The organism is Paenibacillus sp. FSL R5-0908, from assembly GCF_038006245.1.
GTDB lineage: Bacteria > Bacillota > Bacilli > Paenibacillales > Paenibacillaceae > Paenibacillus_AQ > Paenibacillus_AQ odorifer.
In genome coordinates this window covers 4,015,550-4,033,541 of the sequence record NZ_JBBOUV010000001.1, presented here as the reverse complement: position 1 = coordinate 4,033,541, position 17,992 = coordinate 4,015,550, and the positions used below count along the sequence as shown (strand labels likewise).

General features: G+C 44.5%; 5 protein-coding genes and 2 pseudogenes. 3 read left to right on the top strand and 4 right to left on the bottom strand.

Features of this window, described 5'->3' with window-relative positions; all coding sequences use genetic code 11:
- Positions 1-76: 76 nt before the first annotated feature.
- A complete protein-coding gene (locus MKZ09_RS18195) occupies positions 77-6,865 on the bottom strand; it encodes a stalk domain-containing protein (RefSeq protein WP_076201190.1) in 6,789 nt (2,262 codons plus the stop codon).
- A 108-nt stretch (positions 6,866-6,973) separates the two neighbouring features.
- A complete protein-coding gene (locus MKZ09_RS18190) occupies positions 6,974-7,915 on the bottom strand; it encodes a hypothetical protein (protein ID WP_076201192.1) in 942 nt (313 codons plus the stop codon).
- Positions 7,916-8,836: 921 nt separating this feature from the next.
- Between MKZ09_RS18190 and MKZ09_RS18185 the strand changes: the two are divergent.
- The 3 genes and pseudogenes from MKZ09_RS18185 to MKZ09_RS34485 form a co-directional block, all read left to right on the top strand.
- Positions 8,837-10,009, top strand: a pseudogene (locus MKZ09_RS18185) (glycosyl hydrolase family 8); the annotation flags it as partial.
- Positions 10,010-10,027: 18 nt separating this feature from the next.
- Positions 10,028-10,234 (top strand): annotated as a pseudogene (locus tag MKZ09_RS34490) (fibronectin type III domain-containing protein); the annotation flags it as partial.
- A complete protein-coding gene (locus MKZ09_RS34485; RefSeq protein ID WP_415624296.1) occupies positions 10,232-10,678 on the top strand; it encodes a discoidin domain-containing protein in 447 nt (148 codons plus the stop codon). The pseudogene MKZ09_RS34490 and the gene MKZ09_RS34485, both read left to right, overlap by 3 nt.
- A 190-nt stretch (positions 10,679-10,868) precedes the next feature.
- Here the strand turns inward: MKZ09_RS34485 and MKZ09_RS18175 are convergent, their stop codons facing one another.
- Positions 10,869-16,475 carry a golvesin C-terminal-like domain-containing protein gene (locus MKZ09_RS18175; protein ID WP_076201197.1) on the bottom strand — a complete coding sequence of 1,869 codons (5,607 nt, stop codon included), beginning with the start codon at positions 16,473-16,475 and terminating at the stop codon, positions 10,869-10,871.
- Positions 16,476-16,771: 296 nt separating this feature from the next.
- On the bottom strand, positions 16,772-17,980 hold the full coding sequence (locus MKZ09_RS18170; RefSeq protein ID WP_076201200.1) for a GDSL-type esterase/lipase family protein: 1,209 nt from the start codon (positions 17,978-17,980) through the stop codon (positions 16,772-16,774).
- Positions 17,981-17,992 lie beyond the last annotated feature (12 nt).

Below are 17,992 nucleotides of genomic sequence, written 5' to 3'. Positions count from 1 at the left end.
GCGCACACTAGAAACCCCTCTAACATGGCAGTGCATGTTAGAGGGGTTAGAGCGTAGCTGCTAATTTTAGGAAATACTACTTTATGATACTAATAGATTTCAAAGTATTATCGAAGAATAGATTTGCACCAAAATACTCAGCAATGAAACGTAATGGGAGCATAGTACGACCGTTTACAAGTTCAGCTGCTACATCCATTCCTGGTGCAAGTTCACTGATCTTAATCGATAAAGTCTGACCTTTCAAGGTGATCATTACGGTTTTCGTAACGTTATCCCAGCTTACATTTGCTCCTAAGCTCTCGGCAATAAAGCGCAGTGGGACTAACGTTCTGCCTTTAACTACCATTGAAGCAACGTCCATACTCATTTCGATTCCGTTTAATTTATATCCTGTCTTTCCTAAAGTGAATTCCAATTTCACAGGTTCAGGCTTGGCTGTAATGAAGACATAACCTAGTCCTTTTGCCGTGAAGGTAAATTTACCTGTCTCACGCTCATAGTTGCCGCCTAAACGCTCCATGTTACCGTTCAATTGAAGCATAACACCGCATAACATGTTAAGCTCGTTTGTCGACAACTTCTCTTTTGACAGATCGAAGGTTACGGGTATAAGCCCTGTATAATCCGTTACTTCCCGGCCATCCACGAAGATCTTTAATTCATATCCCCGCCCTATAGCTCCGTCTCTTTCATCTACAGGTTTAATGACAATCTTCATCCGCTTTCCTGTATTCAATTGCTTCAACAATTCAGCGGACAATTTAGCAGATACGGTGTCATTCGTAACGATTAGCGGTTTGTCGGCATTAATAATCGCACCGATCGTATCGCTTTGAATCTCAATCTCATCTTTTCCGGCTGACATCGTCAATGCAATGGAATTGCCCTTCTTCAGCTGCTCTTTGATTGTAGCATCAATACGCTCCGTTACTGATAACTCTGGCGAAGGAGTCGGCGTACTGCTGTGGCCATTTGAATTGCCGCCATTGTTATTGCCACCACTGTCATTTGCAATAATTACAATAGTTAACTCTATCGTATCCATGCCAGCATGATTGGAAGCCGTAATATTGAATTTGTAAGTTCCCGCTTCAGTAGGCACGCCTGAAATAACACCCGTAGCTCCTTCTAGATTCAGCCCAGCAGGTAAATAATTATCACTCAATTTCCAGGTAATCGGTTTGTCGCCGTAAACTGCTAATGTCACCGTATACGGTTGTCCCACGTTGCCGCTTGGCAGATTCTTAGTGATAATCTCCGGAGCTGTATCCACTGGCTTATCTTCTTTAATCTCGATGCTCAATTCTCGCTCATCTCTACCAAAATCATTCGTTGCTGCAACCGTGAATTCGTAATATCCTGCCTCTAGAGGCGTACCCGAGATAATGCCCATTTCTTCATCTAGCTTCAAATCTGCTGGCAAATTTCCTCCCTGGACCTTCCAGGAAATCGGTTCACTGCCATATACCGCTAATGTTACCGTATACGGTTGTCCAACTTTACTACTCGGCAAAGTCTTAGTGATGATCTCCGGAGCTGTGTCAACTGAGACTTCTTCAGTGATCACTATATTGAACGGTTTCGAGTCACTGCCTGCGTCATTGTCAGCTTGAACTTTGAATGTAAATTGACCCCATTGATCCGGTGTACCAGAGATAACACCTGCATCTTCATCCAAGCTCAATCCTGATGGCAATAGACCATCTACAACAGCCCATTTGATCGGCTTATCGCCATCAGAGGTAAGAACTGCCGAATAAGGTTGTCCTACCTTGCCATCCGCAAGCGATTTCGTCGTAATCGTTGGCGCAGTACCTGCGTCTTCAGCCCATTTCGCATATAATTCAATATCCCTTGTAACAGTATCAGTATCGAAATCCCAAGCATCGTTTAATCCTGTATCTTGATACCAACCGCCGAAAACAGTTTTATCTTTTGTCGGCGCTGTTGGCTCGGTAATTGTACCGCCCATGTCAGCGAACTTCACCGCAACTTCGCTGCCCCCATTGGAATCAAAAGTTACCGCATAAGGGTTGTGCGCGCCGATGGAAGGCGTTCTGCCGCTAAGTGAATTGCCGAAGAAGTCTGTTCTCTCCGTCATATGAGGCAGAGCATTCGCCCGATCCACATATGGACTTACAATCTCGGCACCTGCACCATAGGCCAGGTTATTACCATCCGCAAGACGGAACCCGTTCATCGCACTATAATCAAGCTTGGCATCCACTGTTCCACTGTTGCTAATCCAATGTTCAGGCGCAGATTTATAATCTTTTAATATAGAATTCAGTTCCTCTTCCGTTACATAGCGGTTGTCTGTTGCTGTTACGCCTGCACCTAGATATCCGCCTCCACCTGCGTTCATGCTGCCAAAAAGATTAGCCGGATATACAATGTTGTTCGTAAAACGTCCGGCTGTAAATGGAGCTGATGTTCCCCCACCTTTCAGACCAACCTGGTTGTTTTCCCCAGTGTAGGCAAATATATTATTTTGGAAATAAATGTGCAAGTTGGAGGCTGTCGGGTCAAATACTAACGAACTGCTATTCTTCAATGGTGTGACGATGACATTGTTATAGTATAAGCCACTTAATTCCTCGCTCGTTGAAGAACCTCCCGCAAGTAATATAAGACTGTTAAAGCTCTTGTTAAAATCCGGGCTGCGACCGTCGTTCACGCTAATGTTATAGCGAACGATATTGCCCTTGGCAGCATTCATCTGTAAGTACCAACCGCCATAGTTATTTCGGCTGTAATTGTATTCATACACATTGTCCTGACAATAGTTGTCAATGTCCCATGCCATACCGTCATTGCTTGCATGATAAGGGTTGTCTACGGCTTCATTATAGCGGAAGATCGTACCTTTACTTGCCATAATCCACGCTGCCGCATAGTTTTGCGAACCTAGATATGTTGGTGTTGTATTATTTGGACCCCAGTTCGTAACCAGATTGCCGCTCTTATCGCTTAAATAGCTATAACCGTTGTCCGTGACCACATTTCGTTCCACAAGGGAGTTGTTCCCACCGGACATGACAATGCCATCTCCAACCGAACTAGAAACCCAGTTGTTTCTAAACATAGCGTTGGATGCCCAAGGATAGCTTGAATTACTCCAAGTAATGCCTGTGTTATTAGTCCCTGGATTGCTTGGCCCGTAGGCATTGTTGCGAATACCTTCGTTATCGCAGCGAAGGGTTTTATTGCCTTCAACCAATATATCCACATAACCATTAATAATGATGCCGCCGGATACCTTACTTGCTCCATTTGCTTGGTGCAGCCCATTAACATCATGAACGTAGTTATCTCGAATGACGATTCCTTGCATACGAGCATCAGCATAATCTTGAATATTAAACTGACCTTGTCCCAGCTTGGAAATCCGTGACATTACAGCGATACCGGAACGGCCGTCACCTGCCGCATTGCCGATGTTCGTTACTTCAATTCCACTGACTACCCAATAGTTAACGTCATATAACTCAATGGTACCGTTTAAGGAAATGCCTGATGGGCTTGACGCTGTTCCTCCACCATTAATTATCGGGCGTTGGTTAGGGTCGGTCGTATTATATTTTGTAAGCGTAATCGGATTTCCTTCCTCACCATCGCCGCGCAGTTTGATTTGTTCGTTCCATACGCTATTTGCATCCAGATAAATGGTTGAACCTGGCATAAATACATATTCATTAATCTTGGAGATTGATTTCCATGCCGTAGCCGGTGTGCGTCCATCTGCACGATCGTCACCGTTATTGGAGAAATAATAATCACGGACTTCAAGGGGGACAATGTTCAACTCAAAGGTGATTTCGGCAGGATAAAGATCAAGTCTAACGGTATATTTTCCCGGCACGATATTATTTCTTGCGAATGATTCTTTGTTAATCTTCAATACATTACCGCTAACCGTATAATCTACATCCCGCAGTAGAGTTACAGCGCCGATCTCCACTCCAGTCAGATCCGTTAAATCAGGATTTACGGTGATATTATAGTCATCCAGACCGATAACATATGTGCTGTCTTCTAAGTGACTATACTCTTTAGGCAAGAGCTTTAGTGTAATAGAAGCTGTTCCGGTTTGGGATGTTATTCCACTATCGATAACATATACGTCATCAATAAAATGCCTGTTTTGTATATCCTTAACCGTTCCAGGCTTGTTGCCCCAGTTCGTAGCAAGCTGCAATGCATCGATCTTGGAAATATTGTTCTTAACTGGAGTATCAAAATTACCGCCAGCTGTTGTTTGCCTTTGAATGTCTTGTCCATCGATTTTATAGGTTGTTCCTGTTGATGTAACGAACCATTGAAATTTATGCCAACCTTTGCTTCGCTTGACATCTACAGGATAGAATCTCCCGGATGAACCAGGTCTGACTGCGTAATTGGTCAGATTTGCCGCCCAGTCACCATCTCCATTACCATAATTTATTCCGATATGTTCATTGGACGATGGGGTTAAGCCAAAGACAGCGTGGTCATTGGAAGCCGCTCTGCCATCATCATAGTACCAAGCAGTAACGATTGTTGTCTTACCGGTTGCAGGGGCGTAATTATAGGTACCTGGAACAGTCGCCACCTGACCGGCGCCGCTTGATGTCGCGGCCTTTCCTCCGGTACGGGACATCACATCGCTGTGAACATATCCGTTCGCACCATTTGAAAATTTCTTCTCCCCTTCAAATCCATCGTAAAATTTAGTGTCAGCCTTATTGAAGTAATCAACACTCACATGTACAGTAACTTCTTCGTTCCCTGTCGGAATATAACCTTTCTTAACCGTCACGAATCCGGCATCATCAACTTCAATCTTATTCTTGTCTTGATCCGCCGGACTGAAGCTGATGTTATCCGCAACGAACACATCAGCTGTGTCAACCATTAACCGCGTTCTATCTCCTGCCCGTAATGTATCGTTCTGGCGAATTAGCGCAATGTTCGCTGAATATTGTGCACTCTCCCCTGATTCATCAGAGTCCAAGAATCGTGACGTTGCGTTGCCGTTTGCCTTTACTTTAAATGTATCGTTTAATGTCGGAGACAAAGCCGTATCATTGCTTGTTGCTGCAATCGGGCTTCCATTAATCACTCCATTACTGAAGAGTTGAACCGAATAGGCAGATGCGTTAGCGACGCGATCCCATGTAGCATATGTGCCGTTCCATCTGGCATTTGCCGGTGTAGGCAATTTCTCGATTTTCAATATTCCGGATGCTGCAACTTCTTCACTGATATCTCCCGCAGTATTTATAACAATGGCTGTAACAGTGTAGTTGCCCACTCCCAGTCCCCTTGCATAGGGTAGAACATGATGCCTTTCATGATTGTTAGGCTGGTCGGGTCCCCCATTTTTCGATAAATAATAACCCACAGGTCCACCGTCTTTGAACAGTGTTACAAGGGTATCACCGTAATTGGAAGCGCCATTATAAATACCCGTATCCGAGTCAAGCGTTGGATTAATTGGTGCATTCACCTGCGTATTGGTGGTTATCAACAACGGTGCAGCATGGGATTTCACCACAACTCCCTCTGCCGAGGAAACTTCGCAATAATAAAAATTGCCTTGATGTGAAGCTGCGTCCACATTGGAAAGTGTTAATACTGCCTTATCAGCTCCGCTGACTTTTGTCCCGCTCAAGCCGGTCTCGTCATCAGATACATACCATTGATAAGCAGTAGCAGCGGCTGATGCCGTAATGCTAAATGTTGCTGTCTCATTTTGTTTCACTTCTGCCCTTGTGGGCTGCGTGATTATTTCTAAATTTGGCAATCCGCCGGGAGGTACCAAATTCACTGTTAATGTTCTGGTACCTGTTGTTGTAGCCACATCTTTTACAACATAAAAATCGTCGATTAGATGTTTATTTTTAATATAAGCTTTGTTCCCTGACTGGCTATTCCATCCTCCAGCTATTTTAGGCTGAATGGTTGTACCGCTCTTCATAGCTTTGTAAATATCACTTTGCGCTGTATCGGATATTAATGTTCCGTCTATTTGTAACGTCGCACCATTCGGTGTAATAAGCCACTCGAATTTATGCCAGCCTGTTGAACGTAAAGCCCCGCTATCTTTCCAACGATTGCCTGCTGTACCCGCTGATGATGGTGCATAAGCCCAAGTATATTTCGTCGGGTTATGAATAACATCAGCCTCTGAACTTTGATAGAATGTCCCGGCAAAGGTAGCATTTTTGCCATCTACAATAGCAAATTGAGTTCTATCCGTCGCTGTCTTCTCGTCATTGGGATACGGGTCAAAATACCATGCTGTCATCTTATAATTGCTGCCAGCCGGCAATGCCACGTCTTGGGCTACCATTTCATTATTTGTATCATCCGAAGGTGTAATCGCTTTCAATCCAGAGCGGGACTGTGCATCGGACAGTGTGAATGACGAGCCTAATTTGCTCATAGATGTCATCGGACCATTGTTGTTCTCGAAGTCCTCCATGAATAACACTTCTGAGTCAGGGTAATAATCTGCCGTGGCCGTGATTGTCACCGGGACGCCGGGGGCACCTGGCGACGCAAATGTATAACCGTTAGATAAAGTAATGTTACCCTGATTATTAACAGTTAAAAGATGCGAATTGCTGGAATCATAACTTACCTCGTCAATAACCGGTCCTTTAACCAGACTGCTTAAAGGCGAACCTTTATAGGTGAGATTTACCCTGCCTGATTGACCTGCCGCTTGTGTCAATTCTAGTACAACGGAGTCAAAAGATTCGCCCCCTCCCGCAGCTGATGCTTCAGATAAAGGCGCCAAGCCGAACAGACCAGGGAATACCAACGTTGTAGCCGTAACTATCGACAAAGCTTTTTGCATCCATTTCGATCGTATCATTCTAAAATTTCCTCCCTTTGAAGTTAATAAATTTATACTTTATAAAAAATCTGTATCTATGGAAGTCTCAATAGACATAGATTTTTATAAACTTAAAAACTAACTATTCTAGTTCACTACTAATTCACTGAATCGATTACCGTTATATACGATCTTCAACTTATTTGTATTTGCAATTAACGCTCGCAAGTCAGATTCCGCCGATCCGTATAGAATGGAATCTTTCACATCTTCCAGTTTAAGCTTGGTGATTTCCGGTTTTGTGGTTAATGTGGCAACGACATCTTCGCCCATATATTTACCGATTACTGTCTCACCTACAGAAGCAGCAGCTAAAGACTCCCAGAACTTAAGAGACTCGGTATCTTCTTTGGATATATCCAAACGATTTAGCACTTTCTCTTCTTTGACCAGTCCCGCTGTCGCTAACGCAGCCGTTAATTTATCAGCAACACGAACATATTCCGCACTTTTTGATGTATACTCAACTTGTAACTCGGTGTCGCTTTTTTTCGTTTTCTTTACCTGGGTTTCTATCAAATCGGGCCAACGGGCGCCACTTAAATATTGCATGTATTGATATAAATCAAACTGAGGCAACCCATAGTAAGTCTCTCCTGAATCATCCATCTTAGCCCGCTTAACATTTTCTTCTTCCATGTCGGATTTAAGCTCATCAAAGCTTTGGTAAGGGGCGATTCCTCGCTTGTCTGCAATAAATTGCTCCTGCTTGGACATTAGCAATGCAGTCATCGCAGAATTTTTGGCGTATTCAGAGGGGGTTTCATGATTTTCGCCGTATTGACGTGTCCAGAAGCCCTCATCTACTTGGGCCCCATAAGTTCTGAAGAAATAGTCTACCGTTATAGCTCTCTGCTCTTTAACAAAAGATTGAAATTCTTCCTCTGTTACGGCGTATCCCTCTACTGTAAATATCCAATTTTCAGGCAGTTCCGCTTTTTTGTTAGTTAAGCTCAGCACGAGTAAAGCAAGAACAATCAGAGCGGTAAACAAGATAATCACTGTTGGTTTTCGTCTTGTAATCCCCATGTCAGCCCCCTTTCCAATATTCAACCTAGCTTTGCATGAAAGCCATGACAGTGAAATTCTTCGCCGTTGCAAGAGAAGTGCCCAAATTTAAATGGTTAGACATTATTGTAAGTTTAGCCAGCCCCTCATGTAAGCGCTTATTTAGACTGAATTAGAACAAATTTGACTTATGAAAAAATAGTCCAGTTCGCAACTTTGTGTGCTAGGGGATCAATATTTAAAAAGGGACTGTCGTTTGGTGTAAACGCTTTTATTTATGAATATTAATTTTAAAATTTTATTCACAAACACCTAGACACGGCGAAAATAGTTGTGATACATTTGTGCATAAGTAATGCTGCTGGGTTAGCAATTTCTACCTATAGGTGAAAAGTGACGTTGAAGATGCGATGATTTCCTATTTAAGCGCATATCTTCAAATCTCTTTAGCATATAAGTGAAGTGTCACTTACACCTTAAAGTTAAAGCGCTTAAACTTTATAGGCATGTGTAGCACTTATTGTTAAGCGTTTTACTTTGGAGATCATTCTATAGGGAAGGAGGATTCATTGACGTTAATTAAACTAACCATCACTTAAGGAGGAATTTTTGTGTACTCAATGAAATTGACCTCAGGCACAATGAAAGTGATAATCGTGACATTGAGGATGCGATGATTCCTTATTAAAGCGTGTATCTTCAAATTTCTTCAGCATATAAGTGAAATGTCACTTCTGTCTTAAAGTTAAAGCGCTTAAACTTTATAGGCATGTGTAGCACTTATTGCTAATTAAACTAACCATCACTTAAGGAGGAATTTTTATGTACTCATTGAAATCGACCTCAGGCACAATGAAAGTGATGTTACTTGTTATGCTTTCGGCGGTTATTCTTCTATCGACATTAGCCGCACCTGCACCGCTTCAACCAAAAGCTCATGGAGCGGGTGAATTGAAACCGTTTCCTCAACAAGTCAGCTATCCGGGCATCATTAAACCAAACCACGTCAGTCAATCCTCGTTGAACAGTTCAGTAGCTTCCTACTATGACTACTGGAAGGCTACTTATCTTAAAAACAACTTATCCTCGCTGCCAGGAGGATACTATGTAAAAGGTGATATTACTGGCGAAGCGGACGGCTTCGATCCGCTAGGCACATCGGAAGGCCAAGGATACGGTATGGTCATTACTGTGCTTATGGCCGGTTACGATACGAATTCCAGAATAATCTATGACGGTTTGTTCAAAACGGCCAGAGCATTCAAGAGCTCTAACAACCCGAATCTGATGGGATGGGTAGTAGCAGATAATACTGGGGCTCAAGGGCACTTCGGTTCGGCAACAGACGGGGACCTTGATATCGCTTACTCCCTTATTCTAGCCGATCGCCAATGGGGCTCGACCGGAACGATCAATTATTTGGCTGAAGCCAAAAAGATGATTGGCGCTATTAAGCTTAGCAATGTGACAACTAACAACAGACTGAACCTTGGTGACTGGGATACGAAGAGCGCCTTGAATACGCGTCCCTCCGACTGGATGCTCAGCCATCTACGGGCTTTCAATGAAGTAACTGGAGATTCAACTTGGCTGAATGTCATCAACAATCTGTATAACGTATATAGCCAATTTACTGCAGCTTATTCGTCTAGCACAGGCCTGATATCGGACTTCGTGGTAGGAAACCCGCCTAAGCCGGCTCCCCAAAATTATTTGGAAGAGTTCCCTGAAACAAATGAATATAACTACAATGCAAGCCGTGTACCGCTTCGTATCGTAATGGATTACGCCTTGTACGGAGATACCCGTGGTAAGGATATTGCCAATAAAATGGTGGTATGGATCAAAGGAAAAACAAGCAACAATCCGAACAATGTGAAGGACGGTTACCAATTGAACGGTGCGAATCGTGGTACTTATGCAACAGCGGTATTCGTAGCGCCTTTCATCTCCGCAGCGACGACTACCACCACGCATCAAGCTTGGGTCAATGCAGGATGGGACTGGATGAAGAATAAAAAGGAAAGCTACTTCAGCGACTCCTTTAACATGCTGAACCTACTGTTCATCTCGGGGAACTGGTGGAAGCCTACCTACAGTGCTGCGGATACACAAGCTCCCTCAGATCCAACGAATCTGACCGCAACAGCAACTTCAAGCAGCCAAATCAATCTGAGTTGGACTCCTTCCACTGATAATGTCGGAGTAACCGGCTATCGGGTATTGCGTGGCGGTTTGAAAGTAGGCACACCTACAGACACATCCTTTAGCGATACTGGTCTTACCGCAGCTACAGCTTACAGCTATACGGTAAAAGCTGTAGATGCCGCAGGCAACCTGTCTGCTAACAGCAATACCGCTATAGCAACTACAAATCCAACTCCTTCTGACAGCACCAACCTTGCGCTGGGCAAGACAGCGGTAGCCAGCTCTATCGAAGGTGCAGGATTTGAAGCTTCCAAGGCAACAGACGGCAACTCTACTACCCGTTGGGCTAGCATGGAAGGAAGCAATAATGAATGGATTTACGTCGATTTGGGTACAACCCAAAGTGTGAACCGCGTCAAGTTGAATTGGGAAGACGCTTACGCTAAAGGCTACAAAGTTCAGGTATCTAATAACGCAACAACATGGACGGATGCTTACGTAACAACGACCGGTGATGGTTCTATTGACGATATTACATTTACTGCAAATAGTGGACGTTACGTCAGAGTGCTGTGTACTGCTAGAGGTACCGTATACGGATATTCGATATTCGATTTTGAGGTTTACGGCTCTTAATTGAACAAAGCCTGGCGGATATGAATCCGTCAGTTTTTTTTGTTTAAGCCAGCGACGGTTCTATAAACCATATTATCACTGGATACACAGACATATTGGACTTCACTTCGAATATAGAAAAATAGATCATACTAAATCCCAGGAAATAAAAAAGCCGAATGGATTGTTCTCATCCACTCAGCTCATAGGTTTATTTTACAATAATCTGTATCGTATCACTTTCCGTAGTTCCACTTCCATTCATAAACTCACAGTGATATTGATAAATGCCAGGAGTTTTCCCTGAGATTTGTGTAACGGCCGATTGAGCACTTGGTGTTTGTGAAGATAAAGATTGCGTTTCAATGAGTTTGCCATTTTCATATAATCGATATTGTGCTGCGTTCGTGCCCCACCACATATTAGCAGTAATGTTATAGTCCCCATCTTGATCCCAGTTGTCACTAGACAACACAGGTTTGCCGGGATTCGCCTCAGTCACGGTGACGGTGTGTGGATCACATGAAGTCGTTCCATACAAATTCGATAACTCACATGTATACACATAGGTTCCATTCGGCTTTCCTTGAATAGGAATAATGGAAGTCTGGGCAGCAGGCGAAACATCGGCCAGTGACTTCGTTTTGATCAATTGGCCATTCTCGTACAACTTATACAGTGAGCCATTGTTTCCCCACCACATATTCATCGTAACTTCGTAATTGCCATCATTTATGCCTGTCGCAACACCGCTATTATTCGAAAGTGCCGGTTTACCTGGCACCCCATTTGCAAGCAATTGCGGGCTAACGGAATGCCGTTCGAACTTGACTGCATCAGCCCTCGTATAAATCATATCGGCAGGTAGAGTTGGCGGATCTACCGTTGTCGGAGTAACCCTGGTTAGACGAACGTACTCGCTGCCGTCTCCAGTAAAGTCGAACGTTCCTAGATTAACCCACCCTGACGAGCCGATGGTTGCATCAATATACGTGACCTCGGTAACCGACTGATGCTTCACTTCTACTTTGACATAATTATCGTTTGCCGTCGTATGGACGAGCTTGTAGATGGAGACCGTATATTTCCCCTCTGGGAACTGGCCTTTCCACGTCGCTGATGATCCTTGCACGGTAGAGTAACGGGACTTAACCCCAATTTTGTATCCGGCTAAATTGCTTTGGCTCCAAGATCCTTCTGTCGTGTATAACCCAGTTGTATTCGTGCTGTCAACAATAACCGTTAAGTCCCTGATTGCAATTGTCAAAGACGGCGTTGTTAAGGTCACCCCGTCAATCGTTACAGTGGCCCATACCTCAATATGATCCGTTTCTCCGTCGAGACTTAGAAGGGTCAACATACCGCTACTGTCCACTTCAGCCAGATCGGTTCGATCAACGAAATACTGCACATTTGCCTGTGATAGATCACCAATCAGACCGTTATCCAAATAGCCGGTCACGCTTAGTTGTGCGGTTTGAGTCATTTGCAGTTCACCCCGATCCGACAGGATCACCACAGACTCCAATTGCGGCATACTGTTTGGATCCACCCACATCATCGCATCGGCAACTACCCGTGACTTGTTGGCCTTATTGGTTAATTCGACATATCCGCTATCGCCTGCTGCAAAAGGATAATCTCCCAGGTGCACCCAAGTCCCATTGGCCGTTGTCTCATCAACGGTAACCGTCTCGGAGCCTCCACTATAATAAACGGTAAATGAGGCATTCGTTGCCCAATTTTCACTTGTAGCGGTTATTTGCGGAAGCTTGTAATACACACTGTAAGTAACACTTTCCGGCAGCTCAGGCCGCCATTTAATTTTGCTTGTCGCAGTACCGGCAGCCGATTTGGCGTACACATAGTTATCATAGTAATAATCGTTAGCCGTTGTATCCCGTATCCAGGCGCCTTCTGTCTCCGCCTCCGTATTATCCACAATTATCGATGAACCCTTCTGCCAATCCGGTTGAACCGGAGTTTCTTGTACCTGATCAGGCAAATAGAGTGTCCGCTTGCGGGTCTGTTTCCCGTCCGATTCCACATAATAAGTGAAGGTTTGGGATAAATCATTTACCCGTATCGACCATTCCATCGGATAGATCGTATCTGGAATGATCGTATACGTAACCCCGCCATCCAAGGAATAATGGATCGTCGCTGGTTTTGTCGTTTTTGCCTGCACATAAGCATCATAGGCCGTTTCGTCGGGCTTGACGATCAGCATACCTTTAACCGCATCTATTGGACTGTGGATATCGAAGAAATAGCTTGCCTCCGATGTATCAGCAGTTCTGACCTGGTGCAGCGGCACATCAATGTTGAGTCCTTCTACAATGATAGCGGTTATTCCTTTGCTTGAAACCGTGGCTTGAATGATTCCGCCACTCATAACCGCTTGCTCTGGTGTGCCATTGTCGCGGATGATGGTTAAAGTATAATCTTGTGCCGGGTTGAACCCAATGATTTGTGCATTCAATTCGATCGGAGTCTGGACTTCAGCTGACGATTCGTTGCTTAACCCGATGTAGAATTTATTCCCGCTCTCTCCCGTTATCCAGTTCAATTGAGGATGGTTGGTCTTAATAATCCCCTTGGGCATCCAGAGCCAAACGTCGGAATTACCGTAAAAATTCCCTGGTTTATTTCCATAGAGGTGATATTTGAACCATAAAAAATTAGTTTCAAAAACAGAAGGAAATGTAATACTACCTTTCGATTTCAACGTTTGTTCGCTGATCAAATAATCCATCGTTTGCCCGAGCTGTCCCGGGATATGGTGATAATAAATGGATGTAGCCCCGCTTGGGCCTTCCAGAGGAAACTCTGGCTCAAGTTGGCTAACGGCGAAGCCCTTATAGTAATAACCTGGATAACTAGAATATCGTCCAATAACTGCATTATGAGCAATATCCTGCAGCAGTTTATCACCAGTATAGAGCGACAATCTCAGCATGAATGGAGCTTCCTGAGCATTCATCCGATAATAGCCAGTTGTACTTCCCGCTTCAAACGTCAATCCATTGGGAGAAACAAGCCAACTATCCGCTTGTACGCCTCCGGCTACATCTTCTGGGAGCTTGATCCGAGGATATTGATATTTACCACTTTCCGGCCAATGGAACGACTCCGCGTAATTATACGTCTCAGGCTGCGGAATCGTAACGGCACCTTCAGGAACCGGACGAGCAACGAACATCGTTGCATACCGTTTGGCTTCCTTATAAGCGGCATTCAAGTATTTGGGATCCTGAGTTTCCTCGTAAAGCTCCAAGATCTCCATCCACAGCTTGCTATAATAATAAATGAACTCATTTTTACTAACATTAACAGATGCAGGCGTATCAATATGCTGCATGATATAGCTGTCGGCTGCATCCTTGGCAGCCTGTAAATACTGCGCATCTCCCGTCATACGATACATCATCAGGGGCTGAATAACAGGACCCCGGTCTTTCTGGTCAGGATCACGTACGAGGTACTCTTCTTGTGCCAGCGCCCCAATTCCTGCCGAAGTACCCATCATCTGATTGACAGCGGTTACGCTTGAAAAATCGAACGGCAAGGTTGCCATTTTCCATAACGACGGCACACCGTATACTGGCTTTTGCGTCGGCGACCAGCCTATACCATTTCGCGATAAGCCATACTGGACGGACGGCAATGCTCTCGTATCGTAGAGCTGGTCATCCCCAGTCAAATAGTAAGCCCCCAAAAGAACCGCATTCGAGCTTGTTCGAACGCTATCCTCGTTTTCGATGTCAATAAAGCCCTTGGCACGGCTCCACCACCCGCTGGGTGACGGGACATAATCAACAGAGTCATCTCCTTGCGGCTCTATCTTAAGTAAATCGATCATATTGAACATCGCGTCAGTAAGCGACTGATCTGATACATTTTCCCTGTATGCAGAATAACCGTACTCTTTGCGAAGAATATCCGCGTAGGACTCATACAAATTGCTTTTTTGAGCGATTAGTCCCATATGAAATTGATAAGTGCTTTCTGCGTTCATTTGCGAATAGGTCCCTAATTGAGGAGCATACAAGATTGGCTGCACGCTGCCATCGTTGTTGACAAGGCTCATGCCAAGCCTTTGCTTCGTAACGCCTCCCGTCGGTTCAAATTCAACCGGAAGCTCATCCGACGGTACAAATACCCCATATGTCAATGGATTCCCCGAACCGTCATTCTTCTCAATTAGACTCATCGGAGCGCTTAGTTCCCTTAAGCTTGTTGATTCCACTGAACCTACCATTTTGGCGTGTGACCTGAAACCATTTAACACTTCATTGACGCCTGAGATTTGCTCTGTTGTGAAGGACTGATAACCGATTACATAATTGCCATCCCTGCGAGGTGTAAAGGCGAAGGAAACATCAGGTTTGTCCCCTGACATGGACCAGTTCACTTGTAAATCGTAATCGCTTTCATGTGAAGAATCGGTTAATACCGCCGTGTGGCTGTCTGGGAAAACGATCTCGTCGAATGTAATCCAACGTTTGTTCATCGTATCGTAATAATTGGTTCGACTCCCCGCATTTCCATCCAATAAGACCCATTGTTCTTCAAGTCTTTCCGCTACATTATTGACAGGCACCCAGTTCCCCGTATCCGTGTCTTTGTAGAACATATCACGAACGATAGTTTTCCCTTCATCCCAAGCTGCTTCATAAAAGGTCGCTTTATAGCTGGCATTCTCGATGCTGCCTTTTTCCGTGTAACTGAGATTCGCCAATGTACGGCTGCGCAGCGGAGGCAACGGTGGAGCTTGCTGCCGTATATTCCCTTCAAATTTGACCGCATCGGCCCGCGTAATGATCTTTCCGGTCGTAGGTTGTGTTCGAGTCAGTCTGACAAATTCGCTATCATCACCGCTGAAATAATAGGACCCCAAATCAACCCATCCGGCCGATGGCCCCGACGAGGGTCTCAGATCCATAAACATGACATCCGTTATCCCATTGTGAACAATTTCGATTTTAACGTTACTGTCTGCTTTATCCGCCCAATCAAGCTTGTTGAACGAAATTTTCGCTGTCCCTGCTTCTAATCGCGGATTCCATGTGATGCTTCTTCCTACTGCATCGGTAAATTTCGAACTGGAATTATTATATCCCTTCACTCCCGTACTTGTAGTCCAATCAGGAGCGGAGAACCCGTTATTTGCGTTATCTACATCAGTGGTGACGACATCATCAATCGTGAGGCTTCCATCATCTATGATGATCGTCTTATGAGGCTCTTTTTGCTGAATATTCCCTTCGAACTTAACCGCATCTGCACGAGTAAGTATCGTGCTGGTTGTGCTGGTAGACCGAGTTAATCTAACGAATTCGTTACCAACTCCAGAAAAATAGTACTCTCCCAAATCAACCCATCCCACAGAAGCGCCAAATGAAGGTCTCAAATCCATAAAAAGAACATCCGTCGTTCCATTGTGGACGATTTCAATTTTTACATTGCTATCCGCTTTATCTTCCCAGTTAAGCTTGTATAACGAAATTTTCGCCGTTCCCGCTTCCAATCGTGGATTCCATGATATCGTTCTGCCTGCTGTACTCGTATATTTGGAGCTGGAGTTATCATACCCCTTCACCCCTGTACTTGTGGTCCAATTCGGAGCCGAATATCCGTTGTTCTCGTTACCCACATCAGGTGTCACAACATCATTGATCGTGATGCTCCCGTCATCGATGATAATCGTCTTATACGGTAAGGTCTCTGCATAAGCGGTCCTTATTCCGTCTAGGCTGAAAGGAACTAATATCGTCACGATGAAAACGATTAAGAAAAACAGCTTCCTTTTTATCATACAATTCATAGCCTCCCTTAAGTTGATAACGCTTTCAAAATAATAAAACCCTCCTTTGTTCGAAGATCATAAAGAAGCAACCAGCCGTATCCTTCTGGCTAATCCCGCTCCGTCGTTTTTATCATAGCATGTCACAGAACTGTGAAATTTCTTTGATTTTAAGAATTTCTTATAAGATTTTAAGCAAGAAGAAACGACTTTGTCTTCCTTTAAAAAAGAGACCTACATCATAACTGGCCGCTCAACTGCAGTCAGTATGATATAGGTCTTTCAATTGAATAAAACCTTATGATTAATTATAATGGCGGCTGCACCAATAACAACTTCCCAAGCTGGATCACCGTTTGATCATACCAGTCTGGATGCTTCCGAACATGCTCAATACTTCGTTCATTGCCGCATGCCTCAAACACAGCCGCTTTGTCTGTCTTTTCGGTATCGACTTCGAAGCGAACCGTATGTTTCCCATTCGGGAGCTCCGGCAAGAATACATACTGATTTCGATTATGATCGTTGTATAGTGTGAATCGATCGACAATAAAGGGTTCCCCACCATCCACCGACACCTTCAATCTGCCAGAATCAGGCCCCCCGATATCGAATAACCCGATATGGGTTCCCTCGAACTGCACCGTAATAGCCTCTCCAGGATCGACTGCTCGCCACAGGCCGGGAAACAACCAATTGTACTCACGCACTAAAGCACAATCATCGGGAGTCATATAAGACCATCCTGCGGAAAAATCGGTAAAACTATCCAGTGACAGCATGGAAGCATACTCCCAAGGATTAGCCGGGACTAACGGATTCTGAGGTAAGTGATGTACTGACCTTCCTGGATGCTCCTGAAGTTCTCTAATTTTCTCAAATGACCGCGTGATCGTATCCGTGTAAATCTGGTGTCCCTCGGGAATAGTCGGATGGATCGAATCATGCGTAAAAACAACGGCTCCGGAAATGGACAAGTCTTCCCTTGAGGTAAAAACGAGTTTTCCCTCCGACACCAAGTGACTGACCGCTACGCCCAGATGAATCGAAGGAATACCGTAATGGTCGGCCACTTCCTCTTGCATTAGAGCCCCCTTCTGGTATTCTCCAGACTGAAATAAGACCACATCCCGCTCCTTCAGCGTATAAACGAACAGGATATCGGTAAACCGGCTCCGCTTGCGGATCTGACGGACAATCCCTTCGATCCGCGCCTTGGATTCTGGATCTCCACCATCATTACCGACAAATTCAACAAATACTAGATCAGGCCGATGAAGCAGTACATCTGTCTCCAAACGGGCACAGCCCAAATCCGATCCTGTCCCATCAATGCCTGCATTCACAGTGCGGATATCCGCCTTAGGATATTGCTTACGAAGCCAATCCGCCGTCATGACCCTGTAGCCTTCAGATCGCGTATTACTGCCGCCGAAATAGACGATTGTTACGGTATCCCCATTTTCCAATTTTTGAATTATATTGGGGAGCCCTTTACGAGGGAATAATTCCTTCATCGTGACTTCACC

Excerpts from the sequence above, each read along its gene's own strand:
- MKZ09_RS18195 (WP_076201190.1), bottom strand. The coding sequence starts at position 6,865 with ATGATACGATCGAAATGGATGCAAAAAGCTTTGTCGATAGTTACGGCT.
- MKZ09_RS18190 (WP_076201192.1), bottom strand. The coding sequence starts at position 7,915 with ATGGGGATTACAAGACGAAAACCAACAGTGATTATCTTGTTTACCGCT.
- MKZ09_RS18175 (WP_076201197.1), bottom strand. The coding sequence starts at position 16,475 with ATGATAAAAAGGAAGCTGTTTTTCTTAATCGTTTTCATCGTGACGATA.
- MKZ09_RS18170 (WP_076201200.1), bottom strand. The coding sequence starts at position 17,980 with ATGAAGGAATTATTCCCTCGTAAAGGGCTCCCCAATATAATTCAAAAA.